The organism is Bacillus mexicanus (assembly GCF_050445615.1).
Classification (GTDB): Bacteria; Bacillota; Bacilli; order Bacillales; family Bacillaceae; genus Bacillus; species Bacillus mexicanus.
This window is the reverse complement of sequence record NZ_JBCEYV010000001.1, coordinates 839,426-857,768: the sequence shown is the minus strand read 5'-3', so window position 1 is coordinate 857,768 and position 18,343 is coordinate 839,426. Positions and strand designations below refer to the sequence as shown.

The window sequence follows — 18,343 nt, the reverse complement described above, 5'->3', positions numbered from 1 at the left end:
TCCTGGGCGCTTTATTTTAAAATTCGCAATTGTTCCCAAGCCGGAAGCTGTTTAGCTTCGCAAATTAATTTGCATAAATGGATCGAATGTTCGAGCTCTTGTTCTGAAAGCTCATCTGCATGTCTGTCCATTTTCTTTTTCAGCTCTTGGATTTGCGTAAATAATGGTGTCGTCATGTTGGAATAAGCTAATGAATCCTTGTTGTAATTTCGCGAAATAACGGATTGAATCATCAATTTATGCAGTTGTTTTTTTCGTAATTGGACAATATTTTTATTTCTTTCAGCTGAATTGGAAAGCAAGTGAATATCAGATGTCTGTCCTAAAGAATAAGGGGCAATATGATTCGTTATGTTTTTCAGCAGACTGGCTAAGATGTTCTTTGGACCCAGTTCGATGGCTTCTGTCACTCCGTGTAAAAGCAAATAATGCATCGATTCTGCCCATCTTACCGGCATCGCCATGTGATGCTTGAGATGTTCGTTGATCGAATGCCCGCTGCTGTAAGGGTGTGCGGTGACATTCGAAATGATCGGCCATGCGGCATCCCGGAAGGAATACTGGTGTAATACAGTCTGGAATTGTTCGGATGCTGATCCTATCATCGAACTGTGAAAAGGTGCACTAACATTCAAATAAGTACATTTCCCCCCCATCTTCTCCGCCAGCCTGATGACACGTTCCACAGCTTGCCGGTGTCCGGAAATCACATGCTGCTGATCTGAATTCATGCAGGCTATATCCACAGGAATTTCTTCTGTCGATACTTCCAAACACATTTCTTGCAATGTTTGAAGAGAGAGCTGCGTCACAGCGGCCATTGTTCCCTGCTGCTTAAGATCCGCATTTTGCATCAGAATCCCCCGCTGCCTTACAAGTGTGACAGCATCATGAAAAGAAAGTGCGCCGGCACAAACAAGCGCTGAATATTCGCCTAAGCTATGACCTGCAAGAAAGCGTGGCTTAACCCCTATTTCCTGCATATACACTTGAAAAGCAATCACACTGACCGTTAAAATAGCGGGCTGGGCGTTCATTGTCTTTGTCAATTCATTCATATCACTGTTAAAACACAGTTTTTTTACATCTAGAGAGATTGCATCGCTCGCTTCTTCAAATAATCTCTTTGCGAGCACAAAATCATTCCAAAATTGTTTGCCCATTCCTACAAATTGAGATCCTTGTCCAGGAAATAAAAAGGCAAGATTGTTCATGAGATCCCTCCAATTATCGAACGAAAAATACAAATTTATTCAAAATATACCTTTATCTAACATTCTAGCATGATTATAATATATATGTATAATACTTTGGGACGAATTATGGTTTGAGAACCGGATACATTATCAAGATTGGACTGACACAGAAAAACCAATCTTGAAGAGAGAGGTGCGGGATAAAAAGGCTATTACCGACTCATCTTCATTGAGACCGCGCTCACTGTGTACATATAATTTAGGTCTATTGGCACAATTGTGTCAGAAATAACATATTGTAAACATCCATTTGTGTATCTGTGAAGGATTGTAAACTGATTGCACTTTATGGATCTAGGTGAGGAAAATCTGCAAAATGAAATACGATACAGAACATGTTGACGATTCTGCGTTGGGGCAATAAAATGATCTTTCGCATTGCTGAAATGCGAGCTGCAATTATCATTTGAAACAAATGGCTTTGGACCAGTCTTGCACGAACTGGCAGGGAGAGGCGGAACTTCTCAAACTATTCTATTGAATCCCGGCTTTTCTTATGCTGATTTCTGTTTGCATTGTTCTCTTGATGATAAGATATTTCGTTACCATTCTCCAAAATCCCCTTTCAAAATCCGAGTTTTTTCATATTTTTCGTGAACAATGTTTTCAAAAATACAAGAACTCTTGAGCGGTATGTCCGCCGCACATGACTACTGCCTGCCCTGTGCCGCAGTTTGCTGCACCTGTTTGTTGTAAGGCTATCCAGTATAGGAAGCAAAAAAATGATTCGATAAAAAAATTGTAACCATCTTGTGCGTCAATCAGTCATATAATAGTGAAAAAGATTAGGACAGGTTGTGAAGAATGTGAGCAGTTTGATAAGCGAAATTTTAACATGGCTGACGAGTATGGGATATGCGGGTATTGCGATTGGGTTAATGATTGAGATTATTCCAAGTGAGCTTGTTTTGGCCTATGGCGGCTATATGGTATCGGAAGGCACGATTGGATTTATTGGCGCCATTATTGCGGGTGTTATCGGGGGCACCATTGCCCAAATCTTTATTTACTGGATCGGTCGCTATGGCGGAAGGCCGTTTTTGGACAAATACGGGAAGTATTTATTGATTAAAAAGCATCATATCGACATGTCCGAAAACTGGTTTCAAAAGTACGGCGCCGGAGTTGTCTTCTCAGCACGTTTTATACCGGTTGTCAGACATGCGATATCCATTCCCGCAGGCATTGCCAAAATGTCGTTTCCTAAATTTGTGGTATTAACGGCGCTTGCTATCATTCCGTGGTCTATCCTGTTTGTTTATTTAGGGATTCAGCTCGGTAGCCGATGGGATCACGTTGAAAACATTGCTGGCACTTATACAACACCGATTATGATACTTGCTGTTGTCGTTATCGCTCTTTACTTTGTAATAAAAAAACGACGTGCAGCCTTCTCTAAACGGTAGCTAGTTGATATGCATAGGGATGATTGTTCCCTATGCATATTTTTTATCTGCGATGCTGATTTGCCAGTTTTACATGTTCCGCTAAAAATGCAACAAATACTTCATCCCGCACGAGTGATGCTGCATAATTTCTTTTCAGAAACCATTCTGCTTCTTCAAATGTGGCGAATGTCTCATCCTGCGTTTCTCCGTTCATTTGAATTTTCCACTCGTTATCTAAAGGAAACAGAAGAAATCTCATTTGATCGCGATTTTGATATAATGATCCGTTCGCCGATCCTTTGAGGTTATACATATTACGAAAAGCATCAGGTCGGACTGGATCGATTCGGAATGCTTCAGCCACAAACAATTCGTAGACTTCGTCAGTTATTGAGCATCCGGATGCCTTTGCATGCCCTCCGCCTCCGTACCGGCCGGCGATTTCTGACACATCGATGCCATTATGAATGGTGCGCAGGCTGACTCGTTTTGATCCCATACTTAAAATCGCAATGTAATCGAGGTGCGGATTTTCTTTTCCGAGCCTGTTTCCCAGCTCTGAATGGTATGATTCTGCGTGAACAATGCCTACACAATGTTCGTGAACAAAGGTCTGCACCATCTCCCTTTTCTTTCTGCGTAGGTAGCGCTCGATTTTTGTTTCTTCTAAATCAAGCAGCTTTTCTTCAAAATCATCAAAGAAAAATTCATCATGTGCAGAAAGGCGCTGAATCATTTTTTCTTCAAATTCATCAATAGACAGCAGAAAGAAGAGATCATTAAGCCGCTTTGCTTGTTTTTGATCGTATCGTTCCCACTCCCATGTATCGTATTGGCGGACGAGCTCTGTAAATTGATCTAAGGCATTTGTCGGTTTTAGAAAATCATTTTCCACCAGATAGCCATATAAAAGCGTTGTCGCAGACGTGAGTCTACCGTCATCATATTCCACTTGGACAAATCCCCATTCATGCTCATTCAAATGAAGCGCTGTTTTATGATGGTCAATCAGCTTCACTTTTCCGCCTGCATGAACATACTCATTTAATCTCTCTTCATTTTCTTCGTTAACGGCGAGATCGGTGATCAATAACGCGTCTTTTCTGTTGCTCTCTTTCGTTTTTTCTAAAAAGTACTGCACTTGAACGTTTAAGCCGTTGACAGAGTTATACCGGACCTCAACATCTTTCCCAAATGCCAATTTTGCCACAATTCCGCATCCTACTCCGTCCAGGTCGTTATGTGAATATAAATGATACATCATGTAGGCCCCTTTTTATGATGAACTGACCATTGCCGCTATTGGAGCGGCAGCCTTTATTTACTATTCTAAAAAACATAGCGTTTTATGCAAAGATAATTAGTTTACATAATGTTGTTATCGTAAATTTAAAAAGAGCGCTTTTGGCGCTCCTAGTTCTTTCTTTTTATCCCAGGTTAAACTGGATGCGTTTTGTTGATAAACGTCATTTCCTTTTGAGTCGTTCATCACGCTTCATTACTGAAGATTTCCGCTGTCCCGTTTGCTGCTTAAATAGTGTCTTCTTTCTCTTATTCTGTTTTTTGTTCGGCAGCCTGGCTTTCATTATGAAGTCGGTCTGCTGAAGTGACATAATACGTATACTTCTTGTTTGGGTCTGCTGTCTTATCTACGAAGGTTTGCTGTTCATGGGTTTTCCTTGCGGCTCCAACTAATGTTTTGTTCTTATTCCCTTCGGCTCTATAAATCGCATAATAGGCGGTTTCTTTTGATGTTTGATTGATTGGATGATCTTGGATGTGCAGAAGATTGCCGTTTTTATTTTTGGTGATTTTTGTAAGCTTCGGTTTTTGTGGGGTTGTACTGTCAAGCCAAGGCATTTGCGGAATGAGTGCCGGCTTGCTGTAAAGCTCGGTGATGAGGCGGTCTTTGATGCCAAGCGGATTTTTGTTGAGGTCTTTAAGGCTGAAATGCATGCTTCCTTTTACAAATTCAAGCTGACGGTTTAAGGTGATTTGTTTCACATACTCCTTAGGATCGGACCATGCCGGATCAACGTTATTATTGATTTTATAAGCTGCCTGGCCAATATATAAATGAACAGGCCTATTTTTGACTTCATTGCTCCACCAATCAGCAAGTATGTCGTAAGCTGCTGCGTTAAAGCCGATGCTCCAATAGATCTGCGGGGCAATATAATCAATGTCGCCTTCTTGGATCCAATGTCTCGTATCTGCGTACAGGTCGTCATAGTTGGTGACGCCTGCTTTCGTATTTGATCCGGTTGGGTCATCCGCAGCGTTTCTCCATACACCAAAGGGACTGATGCCCAATTTGACATAAGGCTTAGCTGCTTTAATGGTTTGGTTGAGTTGTTTGACAAGCTGGTTTACATTATCCCGCCGCCAGTCATCAATATTGGAAAAAGTGTCTTTTCCGTATAGTTTATACTGTGCTTGATCAGGAAATTCCTGTCCGGCTATTTTATAAGGATAAAAATAATCATCCATATGAACGGCGTCGACATCATAACGTTTTACCACTTCTTCAATACCTTTGACGATAAAATCTCTAGCTTCAGGAATGCCTGGATGATAATAAAGCTGCTTTCCATACGCGGCAACCCAGTCTGGATGCTGTCGTGCCGGGTGATCTACCGACAATTTATTGAGATCTGTATGATTCATCGTTATCCGATAAGGATTAAACCATGCATGAAACTCCAAATTTCGCTTGTGGGTTTCTTCAATCATAAATGCAAGCGGGTCATAGCCGGGGTCTTTCCCTTGGACGCCGGTTAAGTATTCAGACCAAGGTCCGTAAGCGGACGGATAAAAGGCGTCTGCCGTCGGTTTAATTTGCACAATAACGGCATTCATTCCCATTGTTTGGACATCGTCCAGCAGTTTGAGATATTCTTGCTTTTGCTCTTTTTCTGATAACCCTTTCTTTGACGGCCAATCAATATTTAATACAGAGGCAATCCATACGGCTCTCAGTTCCCTGTCAGGCTGCGCATTAGCTATAAACGGAATGGAGATGATAAGCGTTCCGATGATCAAGCTGACAAGGAAACGGACAATCGACTTTTGGCAAACCTTCATATTGCTTCTTCTCCCCCATTCATCACTTTCACTATTCGCTAATACGGTATTCCCGGGCGGTAAAAGGGTGCTTAATCGAATGGAAGAAACAAAAAAGTCCTGAAGCACTTTGTTACGCTGCTTTAGGACTTTTTATCATTTATCATGGTTTGCAGGCTCTTTAACACATCAATGAGTTTTACGCCGACACCGACAGCTGTTTCAAGAATTGCCTGTGCTCCTGCGATGGCTAAAATAAAGATCACTGGAACAGCAATCCGGGGCAAAAAAAGATACCCAAGTCCGATCAAGATAGCGCACCAAACACCTGCGCACCAATAACAATTGAGCATGTATCCAAAGTTAGAAGCCGGAACGCTTTTTTCGTTCACATGCCCGTTTTGATCAACAATTCTTTTCTTTTTCATAAATGGTTTTCGGATAAATTCTGTAATTTTATCAAATACAATGAGATGTGTCAGCCTGTAACTGGCTAGAAACAGCATGATAAAAGTAAGCAAAGAAAGATGATCCATGACAAGCCTCCAAGAAAAAAAGAATGGTGTTATTATCCCCCCGTGTCTTCTATCCATTCTTTATACAAAAAGAAAGACGGACAGAGAATGGCCCCTGTCCGCAGTATTGCTTGATTGAAGTCTTGTCTAAAGTGTCAAGGAGGATGTCCGCGTTATTTCCGCATGCTGTATGTGCACCAAAAATAATAAAATAGGTACTTTGCTATTCTGTTAGTTGACAGGTGCAACCTGGCGCAATTATTGATTCGCTAAGATAACAGCGATTTGATCCTCAATCTCTTTTCCATCCTCGTCATCAATCAATCCATTTAGAAGAATTGAGAAAACAAGGGTTTTTCCGCTCTTGGTTTCTGCGTATCCGGATAAAGAGCTTACCGTGCTTAGTGATCCGGTTTTTGCCCTTACTTTTCCTTGTGCAGGAGTGTCTTTCATTCGATTCCTTAGCGTTCCGCCTATCATTCTGTCACTATTGCCCGCTACAGGCAGAGAATGTAGATAAGCTGAGAACCACTTTTCATCTTGAATATCATATAACAGCTGTGACATTTGATCTGAGGATACAGCATTAATATGGGAGACACCCGATCCGTCTCTCAATATGAGCGACTTGGTATTGACACCAAATGTCGGAATCGTACTGTTTAATACTTCGAGTCCCTTTTCCCAGCTTCCCTCATCTTTTTTCACCTTTCCCATTTCTTTTACGAGCACTTCGGCATGTCCGTTATTGCTTAATTTCATAAACGGAATAAATAATGTTGACAAAGGCATTGAGTGATGAGAGATCAGCATGTCTGAGGAATCAGGTGCAGCGCCGATTTTGACATTCCCTTTTACAACAATCCCTTGTTTTTTCAGTGCCTGCTTAAATAAATCCAAAGCATATCCGGCCGGCTCCCAAACAGCAATCCATTCTTTTGTCTTGCTTGCGTCAGCTGGTATACTTCCTTCAATTGTGATCGTGTTTTTCCCATGCTCTCTTTCGATTGTAAGGTCTTTCTTTTGGTCGAACGAAGTAGTCTCAGCATTGTTCTTAATCGCTACATAATCTGTCTTTGGAGATACAGAAACAGCAGGCTTATCCCCTTCTTTTTTACCTGGGGTGACCTCTACAATTACAGTGCCTGCATCATAGTCTGCATTCGGGGACGCTGTTAAAGCAGAAACTTGCGCGCCGTAATATGCATATTCATCACTCCACGGCAAATCAGGCGCTAATCGGATGTCATCGTACCACGTATCATCACCAATCAGATCACCTTTGATCACATCTACACCCGATTGTTTCAATTTTTCAGCCATATTATCAAAATCAGATGCTAAAAGTGTTGGATCACCTTTTCCCTTCAAATAAAGGTTTCCATTCAGCTCTTTCTCTCTTTGTGTGCCGTTTGTCAGGACCTCGGTTGTAAAGGAATAGTCTTCGCCAAGGACAGAAAGTGCCGCGGCCGCTGTCAAAAGCTTCAGAGAAGAGGCGGGCCTCATTCGGATATTTCCTGAATGCTCATATAAAACAGTTCCAGTATCCGCAGAGCGAACAGTGATACCGGCCATTGCGCCGTCGAGTGCAGGATGCTCAGCTAAAACCTTATCGATCTGCCCGGCAAGTGCATCTTGTTTTTCAGCCGCTTGTGCATCCTGATCCATATAAGGTACCGAAGCAACGGCGAAAAGCAGCAAAACAGCAACATAATGCTTTACGCTTTTATTCATTTTTTACCCCGCCTCTCTGACGCTTGATCATTGGCTATTGATGATTTAATTCAATGGTAATACTGCTTTTAGCTGTCGTTTCTTCTCCTGGCTCCAGCACTTGTAAACCAGAAACTGATGGAGACACATTAAGGTTCACAGCGTTTGTCACCCATGTGTAAGGTTCAAGACATAAATATCCCTGTTTTCCGTCCGCGTTGTATACGACCCAATGTTTGAATTGGTCATCTGCCTTATAAATCATGCTAATATGCGTCTGCTGATGATAAATGACTGCCTGATTTTCTCCGCCTCTTTTCTGATAAGAAGATAAAAAGACATCATCCAGCTGCTTGTGGCGTAAATCTGTCCCTTCATGCAAGGCTTCTTTATACGGTACATCGATCAGCTTCCCGGTCGGCAGCATGCGCTCATCCAGCTCCCATTGCTGGTCGGCTGTCAGCGAGAATAACGAGCTTTCTTCTGAAAACAGAAATGCAGTATGATAGCCGATTCCCCAAGGAAACGCTTCTTTTCCTTTATTCATGACCGTCGCCTGTTTAGATAGAGTGTTCCCTTTTAATGTGTATGTCATCCGAACGACGGCATGATGCGGAAATTGCTTATACACATGAGGGATCTCTGAAAGATCAATTTCAGTTTCAACTATCACTTCTTCGTCAGTTTGTTTCATCGTCACTACATTCCATTTTTCTTGATAGAGAAACCCATGAAGATGGTTGTGTTTATCCTTTTCATTGATATCAAAATGATACACCCTATCCCGGAAACTGAATGTACCGTCACTTATCCGGTTAGGCGGAAAGAGGATTGGAATGCCATACAACGCAGGTGTGTCATGAAACCGTTCTGCTGTTTCCGGTTCACGCAAAAGCTGCATCTGTGTCGTTTTGTCCACAAGAGAAATGACGTTGCTGCCCCACTCGGGAACGACAATCATTTCTATATATTCGTTGCCTGCTTTGATGGCAGGGGTTCCTAAATACGTAATTTTCTCAATATCATTAGCCATGTGTACTCAACCTCTCCTTCAATCATTGTTGTTGTATAAGAATTCAATATACTGTGCTATATGTCCTCCATTGTATGTTTTCCCTATATAAATAAAAAAAACACCGTTCAAACGATGAACGGTGCGATTTAGAACACTATTGGATGAGACGTGTAATCTGTTTCTTTTTCCACACGAATTGATAATATCCATAAATCAATAGCAAGCTGACGGCAAATGCAGCTGGATAGCCAACCCAGACGCCGAGTATTTCAAGTTTTGTATAGTGGGAAAGCACGAATGCAACAGGCACCTCTACTCCCCAAATGGCGAAAATGCTGATAATGGTCGGCCATAAAACCGTTCCGCTTGCCCGCATCGTCGCAGAAATGATTTGTGCATTTCCAAACAGCAAATAGCTCCACAATGTAATCATCAAGAGACGGTGAGCGATGTACAGCGTCTCTTTCTCGGTTAAAAATAATGCCAAAATCTGCTGTGAAAAAACATAGATCAGAATGATCAGCACGCCGCCAATCATATAATTCAGCCAAATCCCGACGCGAATGACCTGCTTTAAGCGATCAAATTCGTTTGCTCCAATCGATTGCGCAGCGAATATAGACACCGCGATGCCAAGGCTGACGGCCGGCATCTGGACATAGCTGGCTACCTGGTTAACCACGCCATATGCAGCTGTCGCATTAGAACCGTAATGATTGACGAATGAAATAACCGCTATCTCTGATAATGAGACGAGAATCATATTAATGCTTGATGGAATTCCGAGGCGCAGCAGGAGTGCAAGCAGTTCCTTATCCATTTTCAAATAACGACGCACTGTTTTATCAAATTGCAGCGGATGGTTTCGTTTTCGCAAATACACCAATAACACGAGAAAAGTCGCAATCGTGGAAATGACAGTCGCATATGCGGAGCCGTATATGCCCAGTTTCGGAAAACCGAACATGCCAAGGATTAAGACAGGCAAAAGCGCTATGTTAATGACCGTGCTCACAATCAGGGTATAAAACGGTGTCTTAGAATCCCCTGTTCCGCGCAAAAATGTTGTATAAGCAAAATATAAAAACATAAACGGCATAGCGTAAAATAAAATACGTGCATAGCTGGCACTGACATGTATAACGTTTTCAGGCGTGCCCATTAATCGAAGAATATCCAAGGTGAAAATACTGCCGATGACAGCTAACACAACCCCTAATAAAAACGTAAATATGAGCGTCGTTCCGACCACAGCTTTTAACCGCTCCTCATTTTTCGCCCCGTAGGCTTGTCCGATCATGATCGAACTTCCTGAACCGATCCCAATTGTAAATGAGATTAAAAGAAAAAATAACGGGAAAAAGGATGATACAGCTGCAACCGCATTAACGCCAAGCCATCTGCCTACAGCCATCATCCCCACCAACTGGCCGACTGATTGCAAGACATTGCTTAGCAACAGCGGTACTAAAAAGAGTGACATAGACTTCCAGACAGATGGATTGCTTTTCTTCTGAGTTCCGAGCTGTTCTTGTGATGTTTCCATATTGAAAAGACTCCTTTATTTGGATTCGTTTGTAAACTATACCCCTGTTCTTTTGACAAAAACAGGAGTGCAACATGTTTTTATTCATCATTGTATATATGAAACCCTTCACGATTCTTTTATTTTTACACATCTTTTCAGCTTATGAAGAATAAACTAGCAAGCAGGAACCTATCTATCTGTGAGTAAAAGAATAAAAAATAATTTATGCAAAAGTATTGTAATCTTTCCGTAATTATTGTAACATTTGTAACATAAGAGAAAGAGATTTTAAAGGAGTGAACCACAATGAAAAAATGTTTTCTATTTCTAACAACGATTGCACTTATCCTATCATTAAGCACAAATGCATTTGCAAAAAATACATCAGGGGATTTATCACAAAAACAAGCACAGCAGCTGGCGCTATCAGCTAGAGAGCATTTTTGGAACACAATGAGCGGCCATGATCCAAAAGCAAAAAAAGCGGCTTGCCCATCAGGTACATTTGAGCATCAAAATCTTCAATATGTGTACATGTGCAGTGATCTAGGCACTAAAGCAAAAGCAGTACATTACTTAACTCCTATTTTTACAAAAACAGCAATCGAAAAGGGCTTTAAAGACTATCATTTCACTGTTTCAAAAGGAAAATTAGCCGTTCCGATCGGCGACGGAGATAACTTATTGAATTGGAAAAAATCAACTGCTAAATTGATTTCTAAAAAAGGCGGCACAATCACATACGAATTTACCGTTCCTACTTTAGACGGATCACCTGCAGCGAAACGAAAAGTGACATTTGTAAAAGAAAATAATAAATGGAAAGTCAACCAATTTGACGCCGTTATATAAGAAAAAACGCCCTGCGTATGAAGTGCACCCCAAATATTAGACATAGTCTCATATTTGGAGGTGCTTTTTCTTTGGCATAAAGAATCCACCTATTCATTGTGCAATTTGTTTACCTGTGCCCCCTTCTAACCTTTTGGGTATAATAATATATCAGATACACAATCAGAAAGACTAATACAGCTACGGCAACATAGTATAACGGCATCGCCAAGAAAGGAGCAAAATTCGCTATGGCCATCAGTATAATGATGGTTATTCCATACAAGCTTATAAAGCGTAGTAATGCCATATGATCCCCCCTCTCATTTCCATTATTTTAACAAAAAAAGCAAGCTGCTGAAGAGCTGTTTTTGAGACATGATCAATGGGACGTCTTCACGTTTAGCTTTGTGTAAGCTCGTGCATTGTCGGGACGGCTTGACCGCTTCGATGGTCTTTCGATGTTGCTATTGAAAAAGAGTAAAATCGAGAGTTTATTTTAACTGGCATAAAGGAGTCTTGAATAACAATGTATGAAAATGATGATAATCTGGAAGAATTAAGTGATTTTTTAGAAGGAACATTTCATCAAGACATAGGTTCACCAGAACAAGCGTTGGAGGAATTTATAGCTGAATCAAGCAAAGAATGCTTAGTTTTTACAATAAAATGTTGTGAAGGATTTCTAAATAAAGACATCCCTGATCAAGAAAAAGAGAGTTTTATAAAATTAAACTCGGAAATTTATTTTCCGGCAATTGATTCAACTCCCTTACAATGGTTGAAAAAAGTAATTGCAGAATTAAAGGAGGCTAGCTGTTAATAAGTAATGATTGAAATTAAAGTTTCTGATCCTGTATTTAGATTTCTCGGCGGACATTTCCATCAGGATATAGAGTCTCCGGCAAGTGCTCTTGATGGATATTTAAATGAAGCGACACAAAACCTGAAAGAAAGAGATTTCATGGCACTAACTGAGTTTTTAAATAATGATTATTCTGAAGAAGATAAAAATGAATTTATAGAAGAAGCAGCGGATGGTATATACTTTTCCGAAGATGGTATTACTCCATTGGAATGGCTTGAACAAATTGCTGAACAAATTAAACAATATAGTTATTAAAGAAACCCATCTCCTTTCTAATAAGGGTTTCTTTTATTGCCGATAAATCGGCGATAACAATTTGCTCGAAGCGGTTTACTGAGAAGGGGCCCCTCCCTTAAAAAATTCCTTGCCTTCAATAACTCGTGTACATCTAAAAATATATGGCGTTATAAATAAAAAGCACCCCGAAAGATGCTTTTTGATCGACTTTATCTCGCTTTTACATCAAATTGCGTTACAAGTCGCATATTAATACTTGTAATACGCTTACCATTTTCATACTCATACCAATGATCACATGCTTGTAATTCTTTTATAAGTGCCTTCTCAGATTCTGCATTTACTTTAGCTGTCCTTACATTTTCATTATCAAACCAAAAGTCCACTGTAATTTTCATAACTTTCACCTCTTATTTTATTATCAAACAAGAGAGCTAGGAATGTAACAGTTTGCAAAATTTGTCGAACGATTCTCTATTTCCTCATTGGGTTGATTGTAGTACAAAAATTGTGCAAAAAGAAATAAATTCACATCGTTTTCCACCGTATTTTCGTTCAGTTAAAAAACGCCTAGAAACAGCCAAAACCCTTGTTTCACAAGGGTTTAGAAGCTTTATGGATGTGATTCATCTGAACCCATCTAATTTAAAAAACGCTCTAGGAGAGATTCGAACTCCCGACCTGCAGTTTAGGAAACTGCTGCACTATCCGCTGTGCTACTAGAGCTTTGGATATTTATATAGTAGCTCTGATGCTCGATATTTTCAAGCAATTTGTATTAGAGTCCTCCAAAAACTTTATACGCGGCCCTTGTTGTATCTTCGTCAATTCCGATATACCGCATCGTAATGGATGGTGATGAATGATTGAGTATTCTCTGCAGCTCGGCGATGTCTTTTGTCCGTTGGTAAAAATGATAGCCGAACGTTTTCCGGAGTGTATGCGTCCCTATCTCTTCAAGTCCGCAGGCCGCAGCGGCTTCTCTTAAAATTCTGTAGGCCTGAATGCGTGAAATCGGCTTTCTGGTTCGGGCAGATTTAAAGAGATATTCGTTTTCTTTCATATCTTTTGTATATTCGTATATTTCGTATTTCAGTGATTCTAAAATTAAAATCTTCCTTTTCTTTTTCGTTTTGCTTTCAGTTGCCCATAAATGATCTTTGTTTTTCACATCCTTCACTTGCAGCGGCAGAATATCTGAAATACGGAGCGCGCTATTAATGCCGAAAATAAACAAAAAGTAATCACGCTTGTTTTTGTTAAGCAAATACTGTTTTACGTCTTGGATTTTCTCTAAACTGCGAATTGGCTGTACAATATGCATCCAAAAACTCCTTAAAAACCATTATGTAACGTTTTGAGGCCTATGTTACTATTATAGCTAAAAAACATTGAATGTCAAAGTGTCGCGGTCTTTATGTAACATAATATACATAGTGTTACATCAGAAGTTGAAAAGATTCCAAAAACCCCTACCCCTCTTAAAAGGTAATAAAGCGCCCATATAAAGCTTTTAATTGATTTGATACTTATACCTCTATAATTTGTTTAAAAGCCTCTTAAAACGAATTCTGAGACTCCCATTTTTCTATTACTTCTAAAAAAACATACAAAAAAAGACACAATTTGAAATCGTGTCCTAATCCTCATCCTTTACATCAATATCTTCCGGGATCGGTTCGTTTAATATTTCCTGTACAAGCGCTTTGTAATTCTCCAGCTGTTCAAGATGCGTTTTGAACTGTCCTTTATAAATCAAAAATTGATCACCGTCATGAACGGCTCTGATTTTTCCTTCAAGCACCAAGCTTTTAATATAATCCTCTGAAAGATTTGCATATTCTGCTGTTTCTTTAATCGTTAAATACATATAGCAGTCCTTTCTTCATCCGTATACTGATTCTAATATAGCACATGACTCATAACAATATAATTAATTCCGCCCAAAAAAGCGGATGGATATTCTATATAATATACCATTTGTCACTTGTGAAAATGCTGTAATTTTCTTACGCTAAGATTGTAACATAACAGCTTCATATAGGAGGGAGAACATGAAAAGAAGGTGGAACGTCTGTTTAATAGCTCTGCTTAGTGTTCTGTTAGTCGCTGGAAGTGTCCCTTTTCATGCAGAAGCGAAAAAACCGCCCAAAAGCTATGATGAGTACAAACAAGTAGATGTTGGAAAAGATGGCATGGTTGCCACAGCACATCCTCTCGCTTCAGAAATCGGTGCTGATGTACTGAAAAAAGGAGGAAATGCCATTGACGCGGCGGTTGCCATTCAATTTGCACTCAACGTAACAGAGCCGATGATGTCAGGTATTGGCGGCGGCGGTTTTATGATGGTGTATGACGGAAAAACAAAGGATACAACAATCATCGACAGCCGTGAACGCGCGCCAGCAGGTGCAACCTCCGATATGTTTCTCAATGAAGACGGCAAAGCAATCCCTTTCTCTGAACGTGTGACAAAAGGTACTGCCGTAGGTGTTCCGGGTACACTGAAAGGACTAGAGAAAGCCCTGAGTACATGGGGAACCCGTTCTATGAAGCAATTAATCACCCCTTCTATTAAACTCGCTGAAAAAGGTTTTTCGATTGATTCGGTGTTGGCCGACGCCATTTCTGATTATCAGGAAAAGCTCTCGCAGACTGCTGCAAAAGATGTATTTCTGCCAAATGGCAAGCCGCTTAAAGAAGGCGATACACTGATCCAAAAGGATTTGGCAAAAACATTTAAGCTCATTCGTTCAAAAGGCACTGATGCTTTTTATGAAGGGAAATTTGCCAAAGCGCTTTCTGACACAGTGCAGGATTTCGGCGGATCAATGACAGAAAAGGATTTAGAAAATTTTGACATTACAATCGATGAACCGATTTGGGGAGACTATCATGGCTATCAAATCGCTACTCCTCCTCCTCCAAGCTCTGGCGGTATTTTCTTATTACAAATGCTGAAAACACTTGATGATTTTAACCTTTCACAATACGATGTCCGCTCATGGGAAAAATATCAGCTGCTTGCTGAAACGATGCATTTGTCTTATGCCGACCGCGCGTCTTATGCGGGTGATCCCGAATTTGTAAACGTTCCTCTCAAAGGCCTGCTTCACCCCGATTATATTAAAGAACGCCAACAATTAATCAGCTTAGATCAAGTCAATAAAAAACCGAAAGCCGGTGATCCTTGGAAATACCAAGAAGGATCTGCAAACTATAAGCAAGTCGAACAGCCTGAAGACAAAGCAGAAGGCCAAACAACCCACTTTACAGTTGCTGACCGCTGGGGAAATGTTGTGTCCTATACGACGACAATTGAACAGCTATTCGGAACCGGTATTATGGTCCCTGATTACGGCGTCATTTTAAATAATGAACTAACGGATTTTGATGCGATTCCAGGCGGAGCTAACGAAGTACAGCCGAACAAGCGGCCTTTAAGCAGCATGACCCCGACGATTTTATTTAAGGATGACAAACCTGTTCTCACTGTTGGATCTCCTGGCGGGGCCACCATTATTTCATCTGTTTTGCAAACCATTCTTTATCACATCGAATACGGCATGGAATTAAAAGCAGCAGTTGAAGAGCCGAGAATTTACACAAACAGCATGAGCTCTTATCGTTACGAAGATGGAGTTCCTGAAGATATCCTTAGTAAGCTAAACGGCATGGGCCACAAGTTCGGCAAAAACCCCGTGGATATCGGAAACGTACAAAGTATTTCGATTGACCATGAAAACGGCACCTTTAAAGGCGTAGCTGATTCAAGCAGAAATGGCGCGGCAATCGGTATTAATTTAAAGCGGAAATAAAAAGAAAAACTGTACTCGGTTCACACGAGTACAGTTTTTTTGAATACAGACCTTTATACCTGATGATCGCAGCACAACAGGCTTCATCTCTTCAATTCGCATATCTCATCCATAAATCTCTGAAACGCACTCGTAATGTAAAAGTCTTTCCTAAATATAAATACAATTTCTAAGTCTTGATATGCTGCTGGCAGCTGATGAATCCATACATTCGTATGTTGTTCAGAGCAGTCGACTGCAGACTTCGGAAGCAGCGCCGTGCCCAAACCAGCGGAAACACCTTTTATAATGGCTTCCAATGTACCAAACTCTATGATTTTTGGATTTTGAATGCCTGCATCCTCCAGCAATCTTTTGACTCTGGCACGATGAGAACAGCCAGCTCCAAAAAAGAGCATCGGCTGCCGAAGCATGTCTTCCGCCGCTCCTTCCTGTGATGAAATCAAAACCAATTCATCACGGAAAACAGGAATTTGTTTGATATCCGTGTGCTCAACCGGTCCGTATACAAAAGCGCCATCAACATCATGATCTAGAACCTGTTGAATCAAATTGTGCGTATCAGCTGTGTTCACTGATAAATCAACTTCAGGAAAACGTCTGAGGAAGGAGGCCGCATGCTCAGGCAGATGTGTTACCGCTGTTGTTTCTAGCGATCCGATCCGTAAAGGTCCTTTCGGATGCCTGCTCATCTGTGTCGATTTTTCAGCTTCATCTAGCAGTGATAGCACTTGATCAGCATATTGTAAAAGATTTTCTCCGGCAGCGGTCAGCTTGACCCCGCGATTTGTTCGATGAAAAAGCCTGATGTTCAAAACTTCTTCAAGGTTATGAATTCTGGCTGTCACATTCGATTGAACATAATTCAACATTTGAGCTGCTTTCGTTATGTTTCCTTCACGGGCAACAGCCTGAAAAATCTTTAAATCTCTGCTTTCCACGGGCTTTCACCTTCTCGCTATGATTAAAAGTGATATCAGCTATCATTTTTGTTCATTTTACTTGAAGAAAACCGCTATGTAAAATATGTAAAGATATGAAACTACAATTCAATGAGGAGGCAGACAGCATGAAAGCTATTATTCACAACGGAAAAGCAGGACTTCAGGGCTTATCATTGCAAGACGTTCCATCAAAAAAGCCTGGATATGGACAGGTGAAAGTAAAATTAAAATCTGCAGGTCTAAACCATCGTGATCTGTTTTTGATGAATAACAAATCTGAACGAGATCCTCATCTGATACTAGGTTCTGACGGTGCCGGTATTATTGAAGAGGTTGGTGAAGGCGTCAAAAACGTATCTGTTCAAACAGAAGTCATCATTTTTCCGACATTGAACTGGGATTTGACAGAGAATGTACCGCGTGTTCCGGATATATTGGGAGGACCATCTGACGGAACGCTTGCTGAATACGTGATCATCCCTTCGCAAAATGCCTTCAAAAAGCCTTCGTATTTATCCTGGAAAGAAGCAGGCGTTTTGCCTTTATCCGCTTTAACCGCATATCGAGCCTTGTTTACAAAAGCCCGATTGAAAAAAGGTGATCATCTCTTGATTCCTGGAATCGGCAGCGGAGTTGCCACCTATGCTTTATTTATGGCTAAAGCGATCGGAGCGACAGTAAGCGTGACATCCCACAGTGAGGAGAAAAGAAAAAAAGCGCTCCATCTAGGTGCTGATTATGCTTTTAACAGCTACAGCAATTGGGATGAACAGTTGCAGGGAGAAAAGGCTGATGTTGTTCTTGACAGCATAGGACCCGCCCTCTTTTCGGAATACTTTCGCCATGTTAAACCGAACGGGCGTATTGTCAGCTTTGGGGCAAGCTCAGGGGACGACCTCCATTTTCCGGTGCGCTCTTTATTCTTTCCTCAGATCAATGTATTGGGAACCTCGATGGGAAGCTGTGAGGAATTTTACGATATGCTCGCTTTCGTTGAAAAACATCAGCTGCGCCCTGTAATTGATCGCACATACCCTTTAGAAAAAGCGTTTGAAGCATATACGAGAATGCAGGAAGGCAGACAGTTTGGAAACATCGGAATTATGATGGAATAAAAAAAGAAACCGGCTGGTATACAGGCGGTTTCTCTTATATGATAATCCCCTT

Annotated in this window: 17 protein-coding genes and 1 tRNA gene; 6 read left to right on the top strand and 12 right to left on the bottom strand. The window is 40.9% G+C overall.

Going from position 1 to position 18,343, the window contains the following annotated elements:
* Window positions 1-11 precede the first annotated feature (11 nt).
* The gene (gene fabD, locus AAGG74_RS04770) at window positions 12-1,214 is read right to left on the bottom strand and encodes an ACP S-malonyltransferase (protein ID WP_429674687.1); all 1,203 of its coding nucleotides are present in this window, start codon (window positions 1,212-1,214) and stop codon (window positions 12-14) included.
* Window positions 1,215-2,062: 848 nt separating this feature from the next.
* On the opposite strand from fabD, the gene uptA reads away from it, so the two are divergent.
* On the top strand, window positions 2,063-2,662 hold the full coding sequence (gene uptA / locus AAGG74_RS04765; RefSeq protein WP_429674686.1) for an undecaprenyl phosphate transporter UptA: 600 nt from the start codon (window positions 2,063-2,065) through the stop codon (window positions 2,660-2,662).
* Between the two features lie 43 nt (window positions 2,663-2,705).
* Here uptA and AAGG74_RS04760 read toward each other — a convergent pair whose 3' ends face one another.
* The 6 genes from AAGG74_RS04760 to AAGG74_RS04735 all read right to left on the bottom strand — a co-directional run bounded on the left by AAGG74_RS04760 (window position 2,706) and on the right by AAGG74_RS04735 (window position 10,496).
* Window positions 2,706-3,905, bottom strand: a complete 1,200-nt coding sequence (locus tag AAGG74_RS04760) for a DHH family phosphoesterase (protein ID WP_162104209.1) — start codon at window positions 3,903-3,905, stop codon at window positions 2,706-2,708.
* 290 nt (window positions 3,906-4,195) lie between these two features.
* Window positions 4,196-5,728 (bottom strand): glycoside hydrolase family 10-like protein, encoded by a 1,533-nt coding sequence (locus AAGG74_RS04755; RefSeq protein ID WP_429674685.1) that lies wholly within the window; start codon window positions 5,726-5,728, stop codon window positions 4,196-4,198.
* 122 nt (window positions 5,729-5,850) lie between these two features.
* The gene (locus tag AAGG74_RS04750; protein WP_162104211.1) at window positions 5,851-6,243 is read right to left on the bottom strand and encodes a DUF1360 domain-containing protein; all 393 of its coding nucleotides are present in this window, start codon (window positions 6,241-6,243) and stop codon (window positions 5,851-5,853) included.
* A 237-nt stretch (window positions 6,244-6,480) separates the two neighbouring features.
* Window positions 6,481-7,956 carry a D-alanyl-D-alanine carboxypeptidase/D-alanyl-D-alanine endopeptidase gene (gene dacB / locus AAGG74_RS04745; protein ID WP_429674683.1) on the bottom strand — a complete coding sequence of 492 codons (1,476 nt, stop codon included), beginning with the start codon at window positions 7,954-7,956 and terminating at the stop codon, window positions 6,481-6,483.
* A gap of 34 nt (window positions 7,957-7,990) precedes the next feature.
* Window positions 7,991-8,968: an aldose 1-epimerase gene (gene galM / locus AAGG74_RS04740; protein WP_429674682.1), complete on the bottom strand. Its 978-nt coding sequence runs from the start codon at window positions 8,966-8,968 to the stop codon at window positions 7,991-7,993.
* Between the two features lie 136 nt (window positions 8,969-9,104).
* A complete protein-coding gene (locus AAGG74_RS04735) occupies window positions 9,105-10,496 on the bottom strand; it encodes an MATE family efflux transporter (protein WP_429674681.1) in 1,392 nt (463 codons plus the stop codon).
* A 288-nt stretch (window positions 10,497-10,784) separates the two neighbouring features.
* Between AAGG74_RS04735 and iseA the strand changes: the two genes are divergently transcribed.
* The 3 genes from iseA (at window position 10,785) to AAGG74_RS04720 (ending at window position 12,432) form a co-directional block, all read left to right on the top strand.
* On the top strand, window positions 10,785-11,330 hold the full coding sequence (iseA, locus tag AAGG74_RS04730) for a DL-endopeptidase inhibitor IseA (RefSeq protein ID WP_162104215.1): 546 nt from the start codon (window positions 10,785-10,787) through the stop codon (window positions 11,328-11,330).
* 508 nt (window positions 11,331-11,838) lie between these two features.
* The gene (locus AAGG74_RS04725) at window positions 11,839-12,132 is read left to right on the top strand and encodes a contact-dependent growth inhibition system immunity protein (RefSeq protein WP_225493870.1); all 294 of its coding nucleotides are present in this window, start codon (window positions 11,839-11,841) and stop codon (window positions 12,130-12,132) included.
* Between the two features lie 6 nt (window positions 12,133-12,138).
* A complete protein-coding gene (locus AAGG74_RS04720) occupies window positions 12,139-12,432 on the top strand; it encodes a contact-dependent growth inhibition system immunity protein (RefSeq protein WP_162104216.1) in 294 nt (97 codons plus the stop codon).
* Window positions 12,433-12,623: 191 nt separating this feature from the next.
* Here the strand turns inward: AAGG74_RS04720 and AAGG74_RS04715 are convergent, their stop codons facing one another.
* The 4 genes from AAGG74_RS04715 to AAGG74_RS04700 all read right to left on the bottom strand — a co-directional run bounded on the left by AAGG74_RS04715 (window position 12,624) and on the right by AAGG74_RS04700 (window position 14,284).
* Window positions 12,624-12,812, bottom strand: coding sequence for a hypothetical protein (locus tag AAGG74_RS04715; RefSeq protein WP_162104217.1), 189 nt, complete (start codon window positions 12,810-12,812; stop codon window positions 12,624-12,626).
* Between the two features lie 255 nt (window positions 12,813-13,067).
* Window positions 13,068-13,140 (bottom strand) — tRNA-Arg (locus tag AAGG74_RS04710).
* Window positions 13,141-13,192: 52 nt separating this feature from the next.
* Window positions 13,193-13,738, bottom strand: coding sequence for a site-specific integrase (locus tag AAGG74_RS04705; RefSeq protein WP_429674679.1), 546 nt, complete (start codon window positions 13,736-13,738; stop codon window positions 13,193-13,195).
* A 315-nt stretch (window positions 13,739-14,053) separates the two neighbouring features.
* Window positions 14,054-14,284, bottom strand: coding sequence for an excisionase family DNA-binding protein (locus tag AAGG74_RS04700; RefSeq protein WP_162104219.1), 231 nt, complete (start codon window positions 14,282-14,284; stop codon window positions 14,054-14,056).
* A 184-nt stretch (window positions 14,285-14,468) separates the two neighbouring features.
* Between AAGG74_RS04700 and ggt the strand changes: the two genes are divergently transcribed.
* The gene (gene ggt / locus AAGG74_RS04695; RefSeq protein WP_429674677.1) at window positions 14,469-16,232 is read left to right on the top strand and encodes a gamma-glutamyltransferase; all 1,764 of its coding nucleotides are present in this window, start codon (window positions 14,469-14,471) and stop codon (window positions 16,230-16,232) included.
* An 83-nt stretch (window positions 16,233-16,315) separates the two neighbouring features.
* On the opposite strand, the gene yofA is transcribed toward ggt, so the two are convergent.
* A complete protein-coding gene (yofA, locus tag AAGG74_RS04690) occupies window positions 16,316-17,173 on the bottom strand; it encodes a LysR family transcriptional regulator YofA (RefSeq protein ID WP_162104221.1) in 858 nt (285 codons plus the stop codon).
* Window positions 17,174-17,301: 128 nt separating this feature from the next.
* Between yofA and AAGG74_RS04685 the strand changes: the two genes are divergently transcribed.
* Entirely contained in the window at window positions 17,302-18,291 is a 990-nt protein-coding gene (locus AAGG74_RS04685) for a zinc-binding dehydrogenase (RefSeq protein ID WP_429674676.1), read from the top strand.
* Window positions 18,292-18,343: the final 52 nt, after the last annotated feature.